Below are 23582 nucleotides of genomic sequence, written 5' to 3' on the forward strand. Positions count from 1 at the left end.
CGTACACTGGCCGACTTTTTGAAACTGGCCCATAATGCTCACATCATGGGTTCCAATTGAACCGCTTACAGAGCACACACAATAGGTTTTAGAGACTTATGGCACGAATTACCGTTGAAGATTGTCTGGATTACGTAGATAACCGTTTTGAGCTGGTGATGGTGAGCTCCAAGCGCGCGCGCCAAATCGCTGTAGGTGGTAAAGACCCTATGGTGCCAGAAGAAAACGACAAGCCTACCGTAATCGCCCTGCGTGAAATCGAAGAAGGCCTGGTAAACGCCAGCATTCTGGATCAGACCGAAGAAGACGACTTCGAAGAAGAAGTGGTTACCGGGGCAAACGTTGAGCAAAACATCGAGCTATAAACAAACAATATCGAACTGTATAGCTAGCGCATACCCCAAGGGAGGGAAGTCTTGCACACACTGGATTCACTCGGTCACAGACTTTCCTCCTACCTCGAACCTCAGCAAATCCACCGCGTAAAGCGCGCTTACTTCTACGCGGAACAAGCCCACGAAGGCCAGATGCGCCGCAGTGGCGAAGCCTATATTACCCACCCCTTAGCTGTAGCCAATATTCTCGCCGGCATGCATATGGACCATCAAAGTCTGATGGCCGCGATGCTGCACGACGTGATTGAAGATACCGGTATTCCCAAAGAAGCCCTATCGGAGCAGTTTGGCGAAACCGTGGCTGAGTTGGTGGACGGGGTCAGTAAACTGACCCAGTTCGAGTTCGAATCCCAAGCCCAAAAGCAGGCAGAAAACTTCCAGAAAATGGCCATGGCGATGGCCAAAGACATCCGCGTGATTCTGGTGAAGCTAGCCGACCGGCTCCACAATATGCGCACCCTCGGTGCCCTCAAGCCGGAAAAGAAACGCCGTATTGCCAAGGAAACCCTGGAGATTTACGCCCCCATTGCCCAGCGTCTGGGCATGAACAATATTCGTCTGGAACTGGAAGACCGCGGCTTTGCCGCCATGTACCCGTTCCGCTCCAGCCGCCTGCGTGCCGCCCTCAAGGTCGCCCGCGGCAACCGCACCGAGCTGGTGGAAAATATTCAGAGCGCCATTGAATCGCGCCTGGAGCGCGAGAATATTCACGCCCTGGTGATCGGACGGGAAAAACACCTGTTCAGCATCTACCAGAAGATGCGCCAGAAGAAGAAATCCTTTAAAGAGATTATGGACGTCTACGCCTTCCGCATTATCGTGGAAGATGTCGATACCTGTTACCGGGTGCTCGGCGCCGTGCACAATCTCTACAAGCCAGTGATCACCGAGTTTAAAGACTATATCGCCATCCCCAAAGCCAATGGTTACCAGTCTCTGCATACCGTACTGGTAGGTATGCACGGCGTACCCATTGAAGTGCAAATCCGCACCAAAGAGATGGATGAAATGGCCAACAGCGGTATTGCCGCCCACTGGCTTTACAAGTCCGATAGCGACGATGCCCCCACCGGCTCCCACGCCCGCGCCCGCCAATGGGTTCAGGGCCTGCTGGAAATGCAGCAAAACGCGGGTAGCTCGCTGGAGTTTATTGAAAACGTAAAAATCGATCTGTTCCCGGACGAGGTTTACGTGTTTACCCCGAAAGGCAAGATTGTCGAACTGCCCGCCGGCGCTACCGCCGTCGACTTCGCTTACAACGTACACACCGATGTTGGTCATCGCTGTGTAGCCTGTCGTATTAATGATCGTCTGGCGCCACTGTCGCAGCCACTGCAAAGCGGTCAAAAGGTAAAAATTATCACCTCACCCGGTGCGCAGCCCAACCCCAACTGGTTGAACTTTGTCACCTCCGGTAAGGCGCGCTCCAGTATTCGCCACTTCCTGAAAAGCCAGCGTCATCACCAGTCCATCGAGCTGGGTAAACGCATGCTGGGCCGTGCGCTGCAAAACTACCAGCTGGATATCGACAAGCTCACCGAAGAACAACTGGATAAACTGACCACCGGTACCAACACGCCAAGTATGGATGCGCTGCTGGAAGATATTGGCCTGGGTAACCGCATCGCCGTTGCCGTAGCGAAAATTCTGGCCCCGGAAAGTACCGAAGAAGGTGGCACTACCAATATCTATTCACCGCTGATGATCGATTCCACCGATGGCTTGATGATCAGTTTTGCCCGCTGCTGCCGCCCGATTCCCGGCGACCCCATTGTCGGCCATATCAGTGCCGGTAAGGGCCTGGTGATTCACCAAGAAACCTGTCGCAACCTGGCCGACCTTAGCGATCAGCCAGAAAAAATCAGTCAGGTTAACTGGGCGCCTACTGTAACCGGTGAATTCCCTGTCGATATTCGTGTTGAAGTGGAATCCGAGCGCGGCATTATTGCTACCCTGGCCACCCGTATCAGCGAGATGGGAGCCAATATTGAGCAAATCCATGTCGATGAACGCGATGCCCACAACAGTGTTATCAACCTCTCCATTGGTGTGCACAACCGTATCCACCTGGCCAACATTATTCGCCGCTTGAAAACCATTCATGCGGTAATCAGAATCACCCGCAGTAAAAATTAAAATCTGTCACTGGTCGCTCTTTATTACAGACTGGTGACAAGAAACTAGAGACGATGAATATGACTAACAAAGCCATTATCCACACCGACAACGCCCCAGAAGCCATCGGCACTTACTCCCAGGCGGTAAAAACCGGCAACACCGTTTACCTGTCTGGCCAAATTGCACTGGACCCACAAAAGATGGAACTGGTTAGCGAAGACTTTGCCGAGCAGGCTCACCAGGTGTTTAAAAACCTGTCTGCGGTTTGCGAAGCCTCCGGTGGCAGTCTGAACGATATCGTTAAGCTGAATCTGTTTTTAACCGACCTGAGCAACTTCCCTATTGTTAACGAAATTATGTCTCAGTACTTTGCCGAGCCTTATCCTGCTCGTGCAGCGGTAGGTGTAAAAGAGTTGCCTAAGGGTGCGATAGTTGAAGCTGATGGTGTAATGGTTATCTAACCCTGACACTTTAAAGCTCGAATAAAAAACGGGGCTAATAGCCCCGTTTTTATTGTTTTCGAATTCAGCAGGTATAAACCCGGAGGCGGTCGGTACAGCTGCTCTTCGCGCCCATAAGCGGCAGGAAAAAGTCAGCGCTACGTAAACTCGCAAAAAACGCTCAGACAACCTCCGCGACTACCCTGACTTTTTCCTGCCGCTTAAGCATGGGCTGATTGCTACGAGCAGCTGTACCGACCGCCTCCTACCTCTTGTAGTAACGTCACCTATTTCTTGTTATCGCATCTAGATAACACATCAACATAACCTTCGCGAAAGGTTGGATATTTAAACTGGTAACCACTATCGAGCAGACGCTTATTACTGCAACGCTTACTGCCTCGTCGGCCCGCAGGATAATCACCTGCCAAATGATCTTCAGGTAAACCCATCTGCTGCGCCAACCACTGCTTAACATCCCACAAAGGCACAGGCTCACAGTCACTGGCCAGATAACAATCCTGTAATGTTTCACCCTGCTTATGCCGCTCCACCAAATGTACAAGCACTCCGGCAACATCATCAGCATGAATCCGGTTGGTAAATAATACCGGCTGCTTTGCGCAACCTTTACCGTCACGCACTTGCTGGATTAAACGCTGACGACCGGGGCCATAAATACCGGAACAGCGCACCACTACCGTATCCACCTCCGTAGCAGCCAACAGTTGCTCCGCCTGCAGGAGTGCCTTGCCGGCAAAACCACTGGGGTTAGTCGATGACGTTTCATCCACCCACTCGGCATCTTGCTGGTTATAGACGCTGGTACTGGAGATCCATAGCACCAGCCTAGGCCGATGTTCTGTCTCGGTAAGAGCCCTAGATAAGCTGCTCGCTGTGCGAACGTAAGCTTTCTCGTAACCCTCCTGGCTGATCTCATCGGGCGTTAAGGTAACCACTACCACATCAAAACCTTCAGCCAGTAAACGCGATGCGGTTTCTGGCTCACCAATATCACCTGCACGCATATCGATAACAGCGTCTGCCACAGAGAGGCGGCGCAATCCGACACACCCATAACCATCACCCAACTGATCCTGTAACCGGCGGGCAATATCGCCATAACCAACCAACAACACCTTTTCCAACAATCTAATTCCCCATAAATAGGCTGATTTTAAGTTCGTCTGCGCATTTAGTAATTTGCAGTATCATAGTTAAAAGCTAATAGGCATAGTTAAACTGCAAAAGAAAGCTTATAGTTTAACTAACTTGTGCCACACTTAATGCAATCAAAACAATCAACCCCAGCCGCTCAGTAGATTTTTTATGACGCTAACGGAATTACGCTATATCGTGACCCTCGCTCAGGAACAGCATTTCGGCCGTGCCGCCGAGCGCTGTTTTGTGTCCCAACCGACCCTGAGTATCGCCGTTAAAAAGCTGGAAGAAGAACTGGGTGTTGCCCTGTTTGAACGCTCGAAAAGCCGGGTGCAAACCACTCCGCTGGGCGACCAGATTGTCACCCAGGCACAATTGGTATTGGAACAAACCGCAGCGATCAAAGACATTGCCAGTGCCGGTAAGGATCAGCTATCCAGCCCACTGCATGTTGGGGCCATTTTCACCATCGGGCCTTTCCTGTTTCCACACTTTATTCCGGAGCTGCAGAGCATTGCCTCAGAAATGCCTCTGTATGTGGAAGAGGGCTACACAGCCACCCTGCGCCAACGCCTGCGCAAGGGCGAGCTGGATGCCATTATTGTTGCGCTACCCTTTACCGAGCCCGATGTCGTCACCCAGCCTCTTTACGACGAACCCTTCGTGGTGCTGATGACCGCCGATCACCCACTGAGCAAGCTCGATGCCATCAGCCCCAACGACTTGGATGGCCACGATGTACTGTTACTGGGCGAGGGCCATTGTTTCCGCGACCAGGTTCTGGAAGCCTGCCCTAATCTACAGCCCAGCCTGGAAAACCGCAGCCATACCCGTACTGCCGCCGAGGGCAGTTCGCTGGACACCCTGCGCCATATGGTCGCATCCGGCCTGGGTATCACTATTCTGCCCATGTCAGCTGCGGTAGCTCCGCAATACAGTACAACCATGATGGTCACTCGGCCATTTGCCGATCCTGCGCCATCTCGCACCGTCGCTCTAGCCTGGCGTGCCAGCTTCCCGCGCCATAAAGCTATCGACGTGTTACGCTTAGCCATCAACCAGTGCCGCCTGGGCAGTCCCCATACTGGGTCAGAGGCCTAACCCAAATAGCAACCCGACAACAGCGTACATGACAGCAACCGACACGCCGGTAAGAAAACCCTCCTCCAACAAGACACAAGCGCCCGGACTCGATCAGGTAGCCGTTACCGCCCTTAAAGGCGTCGGTTCTCAGCTGGCGCTGAAGCTGGAGAAATTGGGTATCACTAACCTGCAGGATCTGCTGTTCCATTTACCCTTGCGTTATATGGACCGTACCAGGGTAACCCCCATAGCTGCCCTGCAGCCTCTGGCCAATGTGGTGATAGAAGGGGAGGTACGTGCCAGTGATGTGGTTTTTGGCCGTCGTCGCAGCCTGCTATGCCGCCTACAAGATGGTACCGGTACCGTTTCCCTGCGCTTTTTCCACTTCTCGAATGCTCAAAAACAGAAGCTGACCCCAGGTACACGTCTGCGCTGTTATGGCGAAACCCGCCGTGGCGCCTCGGGGCTGGAGCTCTATCACCCGGAGTATGAGGTGATTGACCAGAACAGCAACAAGAGCGCGAAACCGCTGCAGCAAACCCTGACCCCGGTCTATCCAACCACCGAGGGGCTAACGCAACAGCGCCTGCGCAGCCTGACCGAGCAAGCCCTGGAGCTGTTAAGCCAGCACAGTTTGACCGAACTCCTGCCCGATCACCTGCGCCAGCAATTACATCAGGTGTCACTGGCCGATGCCGTCAAGTATCTGCACCACCCCCCTAAGGAAGCACCGATCGACAAGCTGCTAACCGGGGAGCACCCCTATCAGCAGCGCCTGGCATTTGAAGAATTGCTGGCCCATCACATCAGCATGCTGCTGTTGCGCCAGCGGGTTCAGGAAACCGGTGCCCCGGCCATGGCACCGCAACCACATTTGCAAGACCGACTGGTAGCACAGCTGGGCTTTACCCCAACGGGGGCACAGACCCGAGTAGCCGCCGAAATCGCCTACGACTTGCAGCAAGCAGTACCCATGTTGCGCCTGGTTCAAGGTGATGTGGGATCCGGCAAAACCCTTGTCGCCGCTTTTGCCGCATTGCAGGCGGTAGGTAACGGTTATCAGGTGGCGATAATGGCCCCCACCGAAATCCTCGCTGAACAGCACCGCATCAATTTCAGCAATTGGATGGAACCGCTGGATATCAAGGTCGCCTGGCTCTCAGGCAAGATGAAAGCCGCCGAGCGCCGTGAACAGCTGGCCGCCATCGCCGATGGCAGCGCCCAGGTGATTGTGGGCACTCACGCGCTGTTTCAGGATGAAGTGGTATTTGCCGATCTGGGCCTAACCGTGATTGATGAGCAGCACCGCTTTGGTGTCCATCAGCGCCTGGCATTGCGCGAGAAAGGCCGGGAAGGGCGCCAGCCGCACCAACTGATTATGACCGCCACCCCCATTCCCCGCACTCTGGCCATGAGTGTGTACGCCGACCTGGATAATTCCGTCATCGATGAGCTGCCACCGGGCCGCACACCGGTATCGACGGTTGTAATCAGTAACGAACGCCGCCAGCAGGTGATTGAGCGGGTACAACAGGCCTGTCTGGAAGGCCGCCAGGCCTATTGGGTCTGCACGCTGATAGAAGAATCCGAAGCCCTGGAAGCCCAAGCGGCCGAGGCGACCTGGCAAGCCCTGCGTCAGGCCTTGCCGCAGCTTAATATCGGCCTTATTCACGGACGCCTGAAAGCGGCAGATAAGGACGCCCAAATGCAGGCCTTTAAGGCTGGTGAAACCCAGTTGCTGGTAGCTACCACCGTCATTGAAGTCGGCGTGGACGTACCCAATGCCAGCCTGATGATTATTGAAAACCCCGAACGTCTGGGGCTGGCCCAGCTGCACCAGCTGCGCGGCCGGGTAGGGCGGGGCAGCAAAGAGAGCCACTGTGTACTGTTGTATGGCGCCCCTCTGTCGCAGATAGGTCGTGAAAGACTCAATGCCATGCGCTCTACCACCGACGGTTTTGCCATTGCCGAAAAAGACCTGCAACTGCGAGGCCCCGGAGAAGTGCTGGGCACTCGCCAAACCGGCGATGTGCATTTCAAACTGGCCGATCTGCAGCGCGACGGCCACTTACTTCCCACCATCAAGCAAATTGCCCCCAATTTACTTGCCCAACATCCACAACAGGCCCAACTGCTGGTGGACCGCTGGTTAGGCAACAGTCCTGACTACGCAAACGTCTAGTCATAAAGCCGGAGATCGGGCTTGAGCCGCCAATCGGTGCCTGCTTGTGCCAATTTTTGTAAAAAACCTCCAAAGCCGACCTATCAATCAACTACAATAGAGATATTTACCCAAGCCACCATTAGAAGTAGGCTTAACAAGTTGTAACAAAAGTTTAATGAGGCCTTGCCTCTGGAGGATATGAGTTTGCCGGTTCCCGCCAGTGTTAAGCAGTTGCTGGAAAATCAAAAGGTCGATTACCACATCGCCGATACCAGCCAGGATGGCGCCCTGCGTGACCAGAAGTTACGCCAAATGGGAGCAGCCAAATCCTTAATACTGCAAGACGCACAAGGCCGGGTTCAGGTTGTCATAGCCGCCAACTGCCTGTTGGACATCAATGCGGCCAACCAGCAGATTGGTCGCGACATGCGTCCTGCCACCAATGGCGAACTGCAGCCTTTCTTCGATAAGCACCAGCTGGACTCCATCCCGGCACTGCCCAAGCTTGCTGGCATGCCTACCTTGGTGGACAAACGCCTGCTGGATGTCGAAACCCTGTATCTGGATGCCGGCACCAATGACGAGCTGTTAGAAGTTAAACAAGCCGATTTTGCCAACATGGTTGCTGACGCCACCGTGTGTGATATCGCCATTCCCCTGATAGACCTGGAACAGCCCAGCACCAATAGCGACGAAGACGATATTTTTGCTGCCGTAAAAACCTTTACCGGTCTGCGCATTAAACAGCGCCTGGAAGAAACCCTGGAATTACCGCCGCTGCCACAAACTGCGCAGCGCATTATCAAACTGCGGGTTGATCCCAACGCCGATATCAGTGATCTGGCCAATATCGTTGAAACCGACCCCAGCCTGGCCGCACAAGTTGTCAGCTGGGCCTCATCACCCTATTACTCTGCCCCCGGCAAAATTAAATCCATCCACGATGCCATTGTCCGCGTACTGGGTTTTGATATGGTGCTGAACCTGGCACTGGGCTTGGCGCTGGGTAAAACCTTGTCCATGCCCAAAGACGGCCCACAGGGAGTTAGCCCCTATTGGATGCAGGCGGTCTATACCGCTGCTGCCGTTGAAGGGTTGGTAACGGCCATCCCGCGCGAACACCGCCCAGGCTTTGGTATGGCCTACCTGTCAGGCCTGCTGCATAACTTTGGCTACCTGATTTTGGCGGAAATTTTCCCGCCACATTTCAGCAGCATTTGCCGACATATAGAAGCCAACACCCATGTGCCCAGCCAATTGGTTGAAAAACATGTTCTCGGCGTTAATCGTGACCAACTGGCCAGCTGGTTAATGCAGCTGTGGAATATGCCGGAAGAAGTTGTGGTTGCACTGCGTAACCAAAACGAGCCGGACTTTGAGGGTGAGCATAACGAATACGGCAAACTGTTATTTGTCGCACAGCGATTGCTGCAACAACGCGGTATCTGCCAGGGGCCAAAACTGGAAGTGCCTGAAAGCGTCTATCGCCAGCTGCACCTCGACCCGGAAAAAGCCAATACCACAATCGACAATATTATTGCCTCGGCCGATGAGCTGAATAATATTGCCGGTCAGCTGGACGCCTGATTCTCTAGCGGCGAATGCCACCCAATAAAAAAGCCAGGTTAAGTGACCTGGCTTTTTTATTGGTCGTCTATCAAGCGCTTCTCATCCAATGTACGCAGTAAATCCGGCCGAAATACCGCCAACATAGACACCATGGCGCCATTGATAAAACCTTCCGGAAACGCCATCAACAACAAGATATAACCGTACTCATTAAACGTCGTTGCTAAACCGTCACTGCCAAACAGGTTTATATACATCCAGGCCAAACCACTGAGCAGCAACACACTCAGCACAGAACCCAAAAAACCCACGCCAATGGTGTAAGCAAACAAATTAATATTAGGGATAGCACTGACCAGATGAAATATCCCCTGCACCAAGGTCACCGGGATGATAACCGTAAACAGGGCTTCGGTACCCAGGGTTTGTAACTCAACACCTAACCACACTCCCGACAATGCAATAGCAGCACAACCAATCACCACCGCCAGATGCCAACCGAACACCAACACAGCGGTGGTCACTCCAAGTAGATGGAAACGCAATTGTTCCCCGGCGTGAATATCCATACTCCAGAAGAAACTGTAAAACAACAGGGAGAAAAACAATAAGTGCTGGCGCTCCTGGCGTGCAGTAAGGGCGTGCCAAGGCGCTTTGATAGCTGCCCAAATCAATATCGGCACTATGGCTATTAAGGGCAACAAATTAAAGACAATAAAAGATTCGCTGAGGATTCGCATCTAAAAGACAATCGCTAAACAATAGATAGCACCTTAATCGGTTCTGCCAGTGGAACCAACCACAAAGCAATACGTCCAAGAGGCTGTTATTGGCAATACATTATGACGCATTTATGGGTTTCTTCAGAATAAAGCTCACCCTTTTCATACTGTTATTGGGTGTCAACAGCCCTTTACTACACGCCAGTGAGCCAGAACAGTATTGGACATTCAGTAGCGGCCCACAACAAACACAACTTATTGAGCTATACACATCGGAAGGCTGTAGCAGTTGCCCACCCGCTGAACGCTGGTTGAGCCAATTCAGGCACCACCCTGATCTGTGGCAACGCTATGTGCCGGTTGCCTTCCATGTCGATTATTGGGACTACCTCGGCTGGAAAGACCCTTTTGCCAGCTCACATTACTCCCAGCGCCAGCGAAACTACCGCCACAGAGGCAACAGCAGTTCGGTTTACACACCGCAATTTATACTTAACGGCAATGAATGGCGCGGCTACTTTTCCCGCCCCAAACACAAGCTCCCGAGTGAAGCTGGGGTAAACACCGGACGTTTACTGCTCAACACGCAACGCATCGGCGATATGTTTAACATTGAGACACAGTTTGATCCCCAATCTCAATATAAAACTCCACTGAGGCTGCACGTAGCATTACTCGGTGCCGATATAAACAACCCCGTTAAGCGTGGAGAAAATGCCGGTCGCACACTTCAGCACCACTTTGTGGTATTGCAACACCTGCAATATCCGTTGACCAAACGCCTACAGACATTGCACGCTAATGCAACATTGCAACTGCCCCAACAACTACCCGCCAACAGCCAACTGGGGCTGGCAGGCTGGATCAGTAATCAGCAAGGGCACATCATTCAGGCAACGGGTGGTTGGCTGAATACAGACAATAGCCAATGAGAAAATCATCATGCGCAGCCAACAGAAACTGCTCGCACGCTACCTGGAGAATATCCAACCGGGTCGGTTGGAATGGATTGGTTTACGCCCCGCCAGACGTGAAGCAATGCAAACAGTAAACAGTGTGCAGGCCATTGCCGAATATGGTCTGGAAGGTGATCGCCGCTGCGAGGCAACACCCGGCTCTGGTCGCCAGGTTACTTTCATCAGCCAGGAACATATTGACGTTATTGCAAGTTTGTTAGGGCGTAAATCACTGCAGCCGGCATTACTGCGTCGTAATCTTGTAATCTCGGGAATCAACCTGAATATTCTTCGCCATCAGCATTTTCAAATCGGTAACGCGATCTTTCTCGGCACAGCACCATGCCATCCCTGCTCAAGGATGAATGAAGTGCTGGGGCCACAGGGTGCAGCGATGATGTATGGGCACGGGGGGTTGTGTGCCAAGATTATTCAATCAGGTGACATTAACATCGGAGACAGTTTGGTCCCTATTCAACGTTAACCACATGCACTCAGTGCATCCGAGCATGCAAATTGGTCGTTTGTCAGCACCTTCGCAAGAGCGACACAATCAGGATATACGCCATATATATCCAAGGTAATCAATCACCATGCTTGCGACACTTATTGACACTTTCCCATCTGGATTAAACGCCAAACGTAAAATCAAAGCACTCCAACAGCGACTTCCCGGCGATTATCACACCGTTGAACTGGATACCTGCTATATACGCTACAGAATGGCCGGTTCCGGCAAGCATACTCTCGTATTGGCAACCGACCCGCCGATCAGCCTCGAATGTTATGACGAACTGATTGGCATCCTGGCCAAAGATTATCGGGTGATCGTATTTGAGTTACCCGGCTTTGGTTATTCGCTACCTAAAATCGGATTTGATTTTCGTTTCGATAACACTATCGAAATACTTATCCAATTACTCAAACACTGGAACTGTGGCCCTTACGTGCTGTCGTTTCCCTGCGCAGCGGCATATTTTTCCATTGCCCTGGCCGAGCGATTCCCCCAGTGGGTTTCCCATCTGGCATTGATACAGGCACCTAACTGGCAACAGGAGCAACTCTGGAAACACCGTCTGGATCCCAAATCCATACTCAACACACCAATCATGGGGCAAGTCTTCCTTAAGCTCGGCAAACGTAAAGTTGCTCGCCAGTGGGTAGAGTATGCGTCTAATACGCCACCCTTTACCCAGCACTCACAAGCGTTAATTGATAAACAACTGCACCATGGCGGTTGTTACTGTTTGGCCTCAGCGATGCAAAAGAGCTTAACGCCTGAAAGTCCTGCGCTGAGTGGATTCACACAGCCGGCCATCATGGTGTATGGCCAACAAGATTCATCCCACAAAAAAACGGATTTTGAAACCATTCGCGACTACAACCCCAGCATAGAAACCTGTGCCATTGATAAGGCGGGACACTTCCCTGAACTGGAAACACCACAGCTGTTTAAAAACTATCTGGACAAGCTGATCTACGCATCCAATTGATGCTCAGCCAGCCATTGCACCATGGCGGTAATGGCTGGATTGTTATGGGTTTTGGGATAGACAAAATAATAATCGGCGGAGAGCGCTTGTTGAGGTTCAGTAAGAGGGATTAACTTCCCCTCATCCAAGTCACGCTGAACCATGGGAATTGCCCCCATTACCACACCCAAACCTTCTCGTGCGGCCTGCAAGGCAGTTTCTGCATCATCAAAATATAAAGATTCAGCAGGGCTCAAAGATGCCAAGTCAAAATGATGTTGCCAGCGCTCCCACAAGTCAGTCTGATGGGTAGAATGAAACCAGCTCAACTTATTAAGCACACTCAAATCGCCATTCCAGCCGTGGCGCTGAAGCAAGCCAGGACTGGCGAGCGGGATCATATACTGGCGGTGTAGCTTCATTACCTCAGTATGGGCATCTGCCTTTGCATCGAAGCGAAAGCATCCATCAATTTTTGTGCTATCAAAGGTTTTGTACGTCAGGGCAGACTCAAAGGTAAGGCGAATATTTTGGTGTTGTTTGGTGAAGGCGTGTAAACGTGGCAACAGCCAATTATTGGCAAAATAGGGTTGTGCGCTTAATCGTAACTGTAACTGCCCTTGAGGGGATATTGAGGACACGGCTGAAGATAGCAAACCCAATGCCTGACTAGCCGCCTCAAATAATTCCTGCCCTTCTGCTGTTAATTGCAAAGACCGGTTGCCCCGCTCAAACAAAGCAACGCCTATATCCTCTTCCAACCCACTGATTTGGCGGCTAACGGCCGATGCAGACAGACACAGTTCATCGGCAGCGTCTTTAAAACTTAACCTGCGAGCGGCAACCTCGAAGGTTCTTAGTGTGTTTAGTGAGGAGGGTAGGGCGCGCATAGGTTGACTATTTTATAGTCTAATTAAAGAGGTAACAATTAAAAGTGTCCGTTAAACTGGGGGAGGTTCACTCTGCCCCCTTGAATTGTGGATGACCCCTTTAATCTAACCTCTAATCAGTTGAAGGTCGTAATAGATTTAAAAAAGATTCAAAATCATCAGCCACTGGGCAAACCAGTAACTTTCCATCCTCACCCTGATAATCGTGAAACATTAATACCACAGGAGGATTATCACTTTCTGGGCAGGATCGATAGTCAAAACAGATATAATCGCCGTTAGCTGAGCAGCCAAAGCAAACAACCTCTTTATGGCCATACACATCGTGATCTTGATTATTTTCTATCTTTCCAGATTCCGAAGAAAGTTCCCCAAAACCAAAAAAGGTAATATCCCGAGAAGAAACTGAGTTATCAGTAAGGCTCATAAAATCAAAGAATGAAAACTCTGGGATTAACTCATTATGCCTCGCAATTAAATCTCTATATGTCGAGGGAAACTTTATTTCAAAATCCCTTTCGAACTCATCTATAAACAAGGGATCGATCTCGCCACTATCATGAAACACTTCCAATTTTTTCATTATTTCCCCTTATCCAAAGCATCACCTATATGAGAAACAGCTTTATGCACATCGGTTGGGACCAACTGCATCTTACCACTTGCATCATGATGCCATGTGAATCCTTGAATTTTTGGCTTCTCTGCATTGATTTGCTTTAACTGAAGCGGAGTAAAATCATCAGTACTAACGTCTCCGCGCGCAATAGCACTCTTCAGGTCTCTTGTTGCCTGAGGAAACTGAGAATCATAGTCTACGCTCTTATCAATACGTGTAGTGAATTTTGTGTGGTCATCAAAGACAACAAGTCCGCGACTATCGTATGGAATATTTGCAGTCGTAGATTCCCCTGTAACAGGGTCTTCGTATTTTACACGGACAGCCTTGTTACCATAAGAATCAGTAATGACCTCAACGCCTTTTTCTGGGTTAGAATTTACCCTTTGCAACGGATCTTTAGGATTAGTTGTAGAAGTTACGTTTTCCTCACCAAAAACATGCTCTAGATCTTCACGTTTTTTATTTGGATCGTATGGACCGGTATCGCCTACGCGATCATCAGGTTTAGCATTTGCATGTCCACTATCTGGACCATCCGGTCCCCGATTCCCAACCCCACCATCAGCCAAATCCGTAGCCGCATCACCACGCATGTCTGGCAGTTTATTAACTACCGCAGGCAAAGCACCTATAGCCGCAAGCTTCTTGAACGGATTAACAACACTCAAACCGTCCTGAACTTCTTCAACCTGCTTATCATAGTAACGGTTTTGATCTTCGTAAAGATCATGCCGGTATATCTCTGTTAATAGATCCCGTTTAAAATCTTCTGCTAATTCAGGAAGTGCTTCTATCAAAGCCTGCTCAGCTTCTTGCGGGTGCTCTTTAGCCCAATCGTAAAACGCGATAGCTTTTTCGTAATTTTCAGCATCCAACAATGCTTTAGAGGTCTGGTAGAGGTCATCTCCAGACTCATAGATTTCTTTAGCTGTACCGTGAACTGTGGCTGCGGCAGTCACCAAGTCCCAGTTTTTCTCAACTATATCTCCTATTGTTTCCTTAGGTTTATATAGGTCATCTTTTATGTCACCGTACTGATACAGGTACATATCTCCATTCTTATACTCATCCTCCGTTGAGGTGAGCATGAAGCGTTTATTACCTTGATCATCTATGAAGGTTATTGTTTGTGCATTTTTACTTATGTACTGTTTAGCCGACTCAGTAACATTTGGGTCATTAGCTAACTGCTTTGCCCACTCCTCATCGTTCATGGCTTGAGCTGTGGCCATGAGCTCTGCCTCTGCGTCTTGAGCTGTAATGCCGCGTTCGTCAGCATAACCTTGAATGTTATCTTTTAACCACTCAACTTCAGTCTTATGCAACTGCCGATTAAACTTATCCGCATTCCCCGCAATCAACCCACCATCGACTGAACTACCACCAACAGCCGAACTAGCCGCAGCACCCAAAATCACCGCCAACGCGTTACGCGTTTCAGCATCATCAGGAAGAGCATCTCCAAGCTTCTGGTTTACCAGCTCATTAACACCGGCTGCCGCTGCACCACTGGCAAAATCACCTCCACCCAGAGAGGTTGCTATACCACCAACAATGGCATGAGCCAGCTCTTTTGAAATAGCTGGCTTGGTTTCTTCTACTCTAGCCTCAAGCTCTTCTATATCTACCGGATAAGGCTTACCTTCTTTCTCGGCTTTTCTTGCAGCCTTTAACTCATCTTTAGCATTCTCGTGTTCTTGATAATAATCACCCACCCTGCGATAAGCTTCCTCCGAAAAGACCTCAACCAACTCACGGGTCTCTTCAAGATCACGCTGTACCTCTTCGGCATCAAAAACATTCTCCAGCGGAGTATGAGCGTCATCAGCGTTGTCCGCTAAACCATCAAGGCTATTCTGATCAATCTCTTTGCCTGCAACGGTTATCGTCGCTTGGCTAATAGCCGAACGAGTAGTACTGGAAGCCTCATCAGAGTCACTGGCAGCACCTCCGCCAATACCCATGGGGCTATTACCATCGCCTTCAGACTGATTGAAGCTTGTGCTAACACTAATGCTGACACTTTTAGCATCGTAACGAGAGACATTTTCCAGCTCATCATAAGATAGGCTGGCTGTTTCCAGACGGTTATTAGCGCTCTCACCTTCGGCAACAATCACAGCGCCTTTTAGTTCTGTGTTGCCGCCCACCTGAACATCAAAGCCATCTTCACCGGCAAAAATACCACTCTGCTCCTGCACACTGCGGTGCTCGGCTTCAATTTCTGTTTGGCTATAGGCCAGATTTACACTTACTGGCGCCTGAGACCCAATACCCACCGACACACCCGCACTGGCATGCTTCTGCTCGGATTCATAGGTAGATTCATCCTGTTGGCTACGAATGGTAAGATCACCACCAGTCTGCAGCGAAACTTTGTCACCTTTAATTCGAGCCCCTTCCAACAGAGTATCGTTATCAGCCACGATCGTAACATCACGGCCATTAATGTCTGTTTCCAGATACTGATCATTTGAAGAGTGTGTATAGCCTTCGCCTTTATTGCCATTGGCAAATATACTTAAGCCGTTTTTACCGCCTTCACCTTGGCCAACAGCTACTTTTAAGCCGACAGCCCAACCACTACTGCTGTTTTCACTGTTGTAATCGTTCTGGTTTTTCGCTGCTGCCAGGGTTATATCATTAGCCGCTTGAAGGGATACTGTGTCGCCGTTTATTTCACTGCCTATTGCTGTGATATTACCTGCTACATCATTAGCTGCTTCACCGCGTGCAATAACTTCCGCAGTCCCACCAGCATTCACACGGCTACCCACAGCATTATGGACTTCATTTATGCTGTGACTTTCGCTTTTGCTGCTGCCAACACTGATACTGACTTCCACACCCGCTTTGGTGAAGTCACCGTTGGCTATGGCCTCAGCGGTGTCTTTTAGCTCATGTAAATCCTCCGCCAGACGAGCTGCTCTTAGCGCATACAAGGCCTGCAAACGCTCGTCTTCAACCTCACCTCCGCGCTCTATACTATGGGAAAATTCCTTGGCGGTTTCGACTCCTTTGGCACTAACCGACAGTGAAACTCCACTCTGTTTAAATTCCTGCTTTTGCTCCTGGGTGTAGGTGTTATAAGCATGATTCAAAGTGACGTTCTTACCCTCGATATGTACATCACCATCAGCAAAGGCTTCTGAAGCAGTGACCGTCACATCATCATTGGCCGCAATGGAAACATCACCCTGCAAGCTGCCAATCAGCGTGCCACGCTGAATAACTTCCTGCGTGTCGGTTGACTGGGACTGTTTTTGCGAACCGACGGTAATGCTGCCACCACTGGCGAAGATGCCGGATTTGGTTTTCTTCTCATAGTGGTAACTGGATGCCGTATCCTGAGCGCTGCTGAGTGTGATATCACCACCCGCCGCCAAGGATAGATCACCTTCAGAAACCACCTGAGCACCTTGCAGGGATTGATCTTCACCGGCAATCAGTTGGGTTTCCCCTCCGGCAGAAAGGACCGAAACAACAGAGGTTGTTTGGGCATTACTGTTAATCGTGGTTTTTGATTTACCGCTCAGGCCGCCGGAGCTTTTTTGTTTGTAGACATAACTGGATGTCATATTTTCGGCTGCATCCACCGTCAGGTTGCGCCCGGCATGGGCGATAAGATCCTGGCCGGCTTCGGCCTTACTGGCGGTTATAGTGACATCACGGCTGTCATTGGCAGCAATGCCCGCCTCGGTTTTAGCGGTATTGATCATCAGATCACCGCCCGCCTTAATCAGGCTACCCTGCTGGGTGATGGAATCTTTTCTTATCAGGACTTCACTGGATCGACCAAAACTGCCTTCATCCTTTTCATAAAATTCATAGTGATGCTCATCCTGTACCGAAGATACAGTCAGGTCACGCTGGGTACGAATACTGACATCATTACCCGCCGTTACTTGCGAGCCTGAAATTTCAATGTCTTTGCCGGCATTTAATGTGAGATTGTTCGCAACAGTTAACTCGGAGGTTTCATGGCTGATGGTATCTTCCATCATGTGGCCATTGCGCCAACTATAGGCGTGGCGATCCCGGGTTTGTACTGCCGTTATGGTAATACCTTCGCCTGCGTTGAGTTCAGCATTGCCGCCGCTGGTAACGTCGGAGGCAGCAATATCGATAGACTTGTTGGCACCCAGTGATAAGTTGTTATCTGCCGTGATGCTTGCCCGGTGTCCCACTTGGGTTGTGATATGCCCGGCCTCACCACGCCAGGTTTTACCCCACTCGGTTTGGGTGACTTCGGTTTTATTTTGAATGGAGCCTTCGCGACTCACCAGGCTGACATTTTCACCGCGCATACTGCCGCCTATATTGGCAATATCAGTGCGGGATTCAACTTCTAGCGCGTTGTTGGCAATTAAGGCTCCACGGTTGTTGATCCCCTTGTCCGACTGAAGGAATAGATCCTGAGACGATAGGGCACCGCTGTTATTGATGTCACCAGCTGCGGTCATTAGCTGTACACTGTCACCGGTAATGACTGCACCGCCTCGGGCGATGGAATTCTCATTGACACTGGCCAGGTAGAGTTCTGGAACCAGCACGAGCTGCCCTTCAACTTCACGCTCTACCATCCAGATCATATCTTGGGTTAACGCGGAGACTTGTTCATCTGTCAGGCTAATACCGAAACTGAAATCCAGAAGCTCCGATTGCGCCACGGCATTGTCCATCAGTGATTGCATCCAGTTCAGCTCAGAGCCAAAACCGATATGGGCCACTTGTCCGGTCGCGTTATAGGCGGCTTGCCTCACTAACTGGGTTTCATAATAACCATCCCCCAGGCGTTTGGTGATACCGTCGGTATCAATACCTAAACGTCCCAGCAGGTAATCTGAGCTGATGAAGTTGCCATAGTCCGCAAACAGGGGATCACTTTCTACCAGATAGGGGTGATTAGCCTCAGGGGTTATGGTGAATACGCCTGTTCCACGTTGTGGTAAGAGATCTGTGATGGCGATAGCCGTGTTGGCATTAACTCTATCGACGTCATCATTATCAACTACCGCTGTAATCGTTGACTGTCCGTCGGCTACGCTTTGAACAGAATTATTGTTACTTACATCACCTACACTGGATAGCTGTGCATCACTATCCTGGAAGTTAATTGGATTAATGCTAGCTCGCTGGCCTTGTGTCGTTGAACTATCCAGGGTTTCCACACCGATATTACTCGGTGTCGTGGTGTATTCAGCGATGTTGACGTTATCAATCTGGCCGGTAAAGCTGCCGGTAATGCTGCCACCTGCCTGAATGGTCCCTGTGGCTTGTGAGCCTGCGGTATAGGTTTCGGTGTAATGGGTGCGATTAAATTGACGCATCCAGCTTGGAATAGGCTTACTCGTTAACCGAAGTTGATTCCAGTTATCAAGTGGTCGATATCTAGTAACAGTAAATTTACTGATTCGGGCCTCATATTGCTCACTCAATCCTGCCGGATATAAGTGATCGCTTTGCATGCGTCGGTAAGTACCATCAGTTGTTCTAGCCTTCCATCGTTCATAAACGGTTTTTTCACCACCAGCGTAACCAACATTGGTCAAGCTATCGCCGGTCATAGTCAAATCACCAACAGCAGTAATAGCGCTGTATTCATTGGTAATACTACCGCCAACCAATGTCATATCGGCACCAGACAGTAAATAGGCTGTCGGTGAATCCTGGCTAATGACATCGGTGTAATAACTGTAGGCTTCCCAGTACCAGGTGTAGTTATCGCCGCTACAGTCGGTACACCAGTAATTCACACCAGAATTAGACGTTAAGGATGAAGATACAGAGAACTGTGATTTTCGATTTATGATGGCATTTGCCGCGATGGACAAATTGCCATTATAGGCATTAATCGTGCCTGAGATATTCTCAACCTGACCGGTGCTTGAGGTTATATCTATGTTGTTATTTGCAAAGAGCGTTCCGTAATTGTTAGTCAGGTTTTGAACCAACGCTAACGACATATTATTGCCAGAGAACAGCAGACTATTATTACCATTACTGATGCTATTGGCTGTAATACCCAAATCAGAGCCCGCCCCCAAGGTCCCGGTATTGGTAATATCAACAGCATTAATTGTCAGATTACGTGCTGCACTTAAACGGCCTTGGTTATTCACATTGCCGGTAATATTCAGAGATATATCCTTGGCTGAAGCAATAATACCTCCGCTGGTATTCGTTAGTCCCGTTGCCGAAAGATAGAAGTTATCCTGAACGGATATTTCACCTTCATTAATGAAGGCTCCAAGCGTGGTGATGTTTAAACCACCGGTGGTTAACAGCTTTGTACCCGCTGCATTCTGGTAATCTATATCGGTGATTAGATTAAGCTGATTGTAACCACCTATAACACCACCGGATGCCGCACTGTAGAGATCCAGCGTTAACGCGTTATCAGACCAGATGGTTCCGCCGTTATTGGTTATCGTGTTGGCTATCACGGAAACTTGATCTGATCCGGTAATAACGCCATTGCTATTGTTTATAATATTATTACCGATATTAATCGTAACATTGGAAAAATCACCAACTCCGTAGATACCACCGCCGACATTACTTAGCCCTGCTGATGTAAGCGCAATGTTCCCTGTAGCAACCCACAACCCATTATCATTAACAGCATTAGAGGCGCTCAATACAAGGTCGCCTTTTGATTGCAATAAACCCGTAGTGTTATTAAGTGTGCCTGTTACATCAAACGCCAATTCACCACTGCCAAGATGCAATACCTGACCATTCTGGTTGCTAAAATCACCGGGGGTGGTGAGAGAGAAGTTAGCCTGAGCGGTTTGAATAACGCCGTTGTCGTTAATGAGATCAGACTCAGTAGAAATACTCAGCCCTGTAATACCAGCAATAGTACCGCCAATATTCGATAACCACTGTGTGGCTAATGTCACCATATCGCCAATAATGGAACCGCCATCACTAACTAGTGATGCCGTATCAGAACCATTAGCCACATTAATACGCTGTGATGCATCCAGTTTGCCGTTGGTGTTATTCAATGATGTTGTATTAACGTCAATTGAACCATTCGATGCAATGGTACCGCTGTTAGTTACGGCACTCGCCGTAACAGATAATGTTCCTGTTCCTGCATGGGTGATTGTGCCATCCGTATTGGTAAGACTATTACCTGCAGTAATAACGACATCATCGGCGTTGGTCTGAATAAGTCCATTGGTATTATCAAGGCTATCACTAACCGTCAGGCTTAAAGCTTCAACACCTGTAATTTCACCTTTACTATTGCTGAGTGTTGTTGCTTGTATCGCTAAATTATCCGCGACCATATCGCCATCGTGATTAATCACATCAGTTGCTATAACAGTTACATCAGTTGCATTTAATACACCTTCACTGTTATCCAAACGTGAAGCCGTGATTTCGACCTCGCCATTTGAAACCACGGAACCTTGAATATTTGTGAATGTTGTTACATCGAGATCCAGCTTGCCTGAGCCCGCGTGCACTATCTCACCACGGGTATTGTTTAACTCTCCTCCGGAAGAAATAGCTGCATGTGCTGCATTGGTGCGAATATCACCATCAGTATTATCCAAGCCGCTTGTAGAACTTATAGTAAGCGCATTTACACCCGTCAATTCACCACTTACATTGCTGAAATCTGTTGTACTTAACGACAAATTATCAGCGCTGATTACGCCGTTATCGTTATTAATCGATAGATTGTTAGCCGTTATTGTAACGGCATTGATAGTGCCGGAGCTGTTATCCAGGTCTGTTGTCGTAACAGCTATTGTTCCATTTGACGCAATTGTGCCTTGCTGGTTATCCAACTGAGCAGACTGTAAAGATAATGTGCCATTTCCTGCGTGTGTAATCTGACCTTGTGTATTTGTCAAAATATTGCTTACAGAGATTGCAACATTTTCTTGATTGGTTTGAATAATGCCTTGAGTGTTATCCAGGTTTTGTGTAACGGTTATATCTAACTCATCAACACCTCTGAGTAGGCCGTCAACATTAGATATCCAATCGGCCGCTATGGAAACGATATCGGCAATAAAACTACCGCCATCATTAATCACATTAGCGCTTGTAATAGAAATGGATTCAGCTTGAAGGTTACCGTCAGTATTATCTAAATTTGATACAGCAATACGTGCTACACCATTAGATGCTATTGCTCCTTCAGTCCCATCGAGAGTATTTGCCGTCAACTGTAATTCACCCGTTCCCGAATGAATAATAGAACCCTTTCTATTCGTTAACTGGCCACCGCTGTAAATAGATGCATTGTTAGCATTGGTTTGAATGCGACCGCCATCGTTATTTTGCAGTTCTACAGAAGCCCTGAGGTTTAGCTGATTATTACCGGTTATGGTGCCATTATAATTATTGCTAAGGGTTTGAGTATTTAATGACAGGGTATCGGCTGTTAGCGTCCCGCTATTATTGTTCACATCGAGAAGTGTTCCATCTATCTCCTCAGCGTTTATATTACCTTGTTGATTGCTGAGTTGATCAGCAACAATTGACAGCTTTCCATTAGATGCAATTGTTGCTCTCTCATTATTGACACCCTGTGCCGATATCGTCAATTGTCCTTGACCAGCGTGCGCTATATTTCCGCAGTACGTATCAGTGTCATCACAACTGTTATCTATCACTCCGCCTGCACTAATGAATGCATCTTCTGCATCGGTTTGAATTATTGCTTGGTTGGTAATATTGTTGGTTACGGAAACCTCTAGGCGTGAGCTTCCCTGAATATTTCCCCTGTTAATAAGTTCATTGCCCGTGATTGTTAATTCACTTGCAGCCAATTGAGAATCTCGATTATTTTCAATACGTGCAGAATTTGCAGCTACAATCGCAGAATCACTGGCAATTACAGAGCCATTATTTTCAAAACGCTCGTTGAGATTAAGCGTAATCGTACTCGCCGATATAGATTGGTTATTAATTACCGTATCTGCATTAACATCTAAACCTGCTTCAGCATTAATGGCAGCGTTATTTTCAAGATGATCTGCAACGATAAGGATACTGCCATCTTCTGAGAGAAGATTATCGCCCACCGTTATGTCTTTCGTTGTGTTCAGTGCGATTGACTCAGCTGCCTGAACCTTATTGGCAAAAACAATATCGCCATTAACAGTTAACTCAATATTACCTGCACTGGCACTAAGTTCACCTGCGACATTAACGCCAACACCTTCTTCCGTGCCGATTAACGTAATACTGTTGGCATACATACCACCAAGTGCGGCGGTATCCAGCGAAAAGGCGGGCTTAGTCGAGCCATCATCAGCTAATTCTGTAACCCTTAGCGAGTCGTAATCTACATCATTCCGACCTGTGATGATGTTCAATTCTTTAGCATGTAACTCGTCATTAAGAACAAGTGCACGGGTCAGAATATCCAGCCTATCTATATTACTGCTATTTAAGCCACCAAGCTCAACATCACCTCCGCTAATGGAAAATCCATCTAAGCCACCATTGAGGAAATTGGGCGTACCTGTCGTTAATGTAGCCCGAGGGGTATTGATAAACCCACAACCGTTACAGGTAATGCCATTAGGGTTAGCCAAGATGAAATCAGCCGATTGCCCTGCAATTTCTGCATAACCTTCGAGCAATGATCGATTAGCGCTAGTTACTTCATTTAAAATGATGCTAGCACTACCGGCTGTCAGTTGCGGATTGCCTTCTATGTACCCGGCCAGATCGGTTGCCGTAATGACATTGGCGTTGTTAAAAATCAGGCCCTGGGAACCAATATCCAGTTCAGAGAATTTGTTATGTGAGACGCCTTTAGCACTGGGCTTGGTAATATTAACAATATCTATGCCATTGCCCGCCTTATCCAATATGGCTTGGTTTGCCTTCGCAGCATTCTTATCAACCACCACACCCGCAGAAACTATTGCAGGCTGAAAGGTTAACAAGCCAACCAAGGTATAAGAAAAAGTCCGTTTTATATAAGACATCGTGAAGCTTCCCTAAACTGTA

General features: G+C 49.0%; 14 protein-coding genes. 9 read left to right on the plus strand and 5 right to left on the minus strand.

Annotated elements, in window-relative coordinates:
* Positions 1-98 precede the first annotated feature (98 nt).
* Genes rpoZ through ACGHZ6_RS24130 form a run of 3 tightly spaced genes read left to right on the plus strand, consistent with a single transcriptional unit; the run spans position 99 to position 2974 of the window.
* Positions 99-365: a DNA-directed RNA polymerase subunit omega gene (gene rpoZ / locus ACGHZ6_RS24120; protein WP_390616635.1), complete on the plus strand. Its 267-nt coding sequence runs from the start codon at positions 99-101 to the stop codon at positions 363-365.
* Between the two features lie 51 nt (positions 366-416).
* Positions 417-2531, plus strand: coding sequence for a bifunctional GTP diphosphokinase/guanosine-3',5'-bis pyrophosphate 3'-pyrophosphohydrolase (gene spoT, locus ACGHZ6_RS24125; protein ID WP_390616636.1), 2115 nt, complete (start codon positions 417-419; stop codon positions 2529-2531).
* Positions 2532-2590: 59 nt separating this feature from the next.
* A complete protein-coding gene (locus ACGHZ6_RS24130) occupies positions 2591-2974 on the plus strand; it encodes a RidA family protein (RefSeq protein ID WP_390616637.1) in 384 nt (127 codons plus the stop codon).
* A 266-nt stretch (positions 2975-3240) separates the two neighbouring features.
* Here the strand turns inward: ACGHZ6_RS24130 and ACGHZ6_RS24135 are convergent, their stop codons facing one another.
* Positions 3241-4092, minus strand: a complete 852-nt coding sequence (locus ACGHZ6_RS24135; RefSeq protein ID WP_390619210.1) for a sugar nucleotide-binding protein — start codon at positions 4090-4092, stop codon at positions 3241-3243.
* Positions 4093-4282: 190 nt separating this feature from the next.
* Here ACGHZ6_RS24135 and ACGHZ6_RS24140 point away from each other — a divergent pair, with 190 nt between their 5' ends.
* The 3 genes from ACGHZ6_RS24140 (at position 4283) to ACGHZ6_RS24150 (ending at position 8948) form a co-directional block, all read left to right on the plus strand.
* The gene (locus tag ACGHZ6_RS24140) at positions 4283-5215 is read left to right on the plus strand and encodes a hydrogen peroxide-inducible genes activator (RefSeq protein WP_390616638.1); all 933 of its coding nucleotides are present in this window, start codon (positions 4283-4285) and stop codon (positions 5213-5215) included.
* A gap of 28 nt (positions 5216-5243) precedes the next feature.
* A complete protein-coding gene (gene recG / locus ACGHZ6_RS24145; protein WP_390616639.1) occupies positions 5244-7379 on the plus strand; it encodes an ATP-dependent DNA helicase RecG in 2136 nt (711 codons plus the stop codon).
* 180 nt (positions 7380-7559) lie between these two features.
* On the plus strand, positions 7560-8948 hold the full coding sequence (locus ACGHZ6_RS24150; RefSeq protein WP_390616640.1) for an HDOD domain-containing protein: 1389 nt from the start codon (positions 7560-7562) through the stop codon (positions 8946-8948).
* A gap of 56 nt (positions 8949-9004) precedes the next feature.
* On the opposite strand, the gene ACGHZ6_RS24155 is transcribed toward ACGHZ6_RS24150, so the two are convergent.
* Positions 9005-9613, minus strand: coding sequence for an energy-coupling factor ABC transporter permease (locus ACGHZ6_RS24155; protein ID WP_390616641.1), 609 nt, complete (start codon positions 9611-9613; stop codon positions 9005-9007).
* A 146-nt stretch (positions 9614-9759) separates the two neighbouring features.
* On the opposite strand from ACGHZ6_RS24155, the gene ACGHZ6_RS24160 reads away from it, so the two are divergent.
* From ACGHZ6_RS24160 to ACGHZ6_RS24170, 3 genes are all read left to right on the plus strand, one after another.
* Positions 9760-10584 carry a DUF1223 domain-containing protein gene (locus ACGHZ6_RS24160; RefSeq protein WP_390616642.1) on the plus strand — a complete coding sequence of 275 codons (825 nt, stop codon included), beginning with the start codon at positions 9760-9762 and terminating at the stop codon, positions 10582-10584.
* Between the two features lie 10 nt (positions 10585-10594).
* Positions 10595-11092: an MOSC domain-containing protein gene (locus ACGHZ6_RS24165; protein WP_390616643.1), complete on the plus strand. Its 498-nt coding sequence runs from the start codon at positions 10595-10597 to the stop codon at positions 11090-11092.
* Positions 11093-11201: 109 nt separating this feature from the next.
* Positions 11202-12101, plus strand: coding sequence for an alpha/beta fold hydrolase (locus ACGHZ6_RS24170; protein WP_390616644.1), 900 nt, complete (start codon positions 11202-11204; stop codon positions 12099-12101).
* Here the strand turns inward: ACGHZ6_RS24170 and ACGHZ6_RS24175 are convergent.
* The 3 genes from ACGHZ6_RS24175 to ACGHZ6_RS24185 all read right to left on the minus strand — a co-directional run bounded on the left by ACGHZ6_RS24175 (position 12086) and on the right by ACGHZ6_RS24185 (position 23560).
* Positions 12086-12970, minus strand: a complete 885-nt coding sequence (locus tag ACGHZ6_RS24175; protein WP_390616645.1) for a LysR substrate-binding domain-containing protein — start codon at positions 12968-12970, stop codon at positions 12086-12088. The genes ACGHZ6_RS24170 and ACGHZ6_RS24175 overlap by 16 nt on opposite strands.
* Before the next feature lie 112 nt (positions 12971-13082).
* Positions 13083-13553, minus strand: a complete 471-nt coding sequence (locus tag ACGHZ6_RS24180; RefSeq protein ID WP_390616646.1) for an SMI1/KNR4 family protein — start codon at positions 13551-13553, stop codon at positions 13083-13085.
* Positions 13553-23560, minus strand: coding sequence for a hemagglutinin repeat-containing protein (locus ACGHZ6_RS24185; protein ID WP_390616647.1), 10008 nt, complete (start codon positions 23558-23560; stop codon positions 13553-13555). Before ACGHZ6_RS24185 ends, ACGHZ6_RS24180 begins: the two co-directional genes overlap by 1 nt.
* Between the last annotated feature and the right edge of the window lie 22 nt (positions 23561-23582).

The sequence above is a fragment of the Maricurvus nonylphenolicus genome, assembly GCF_042854845.1.
Taxonomy (GTDB): domain Bacteria; phylum Pseudomonadota; class Gammaproteobacteria; order Pseudomonadales; family Cellvibrionaceae; genus Maricurvus; species Maricurvus nonylphenolicus.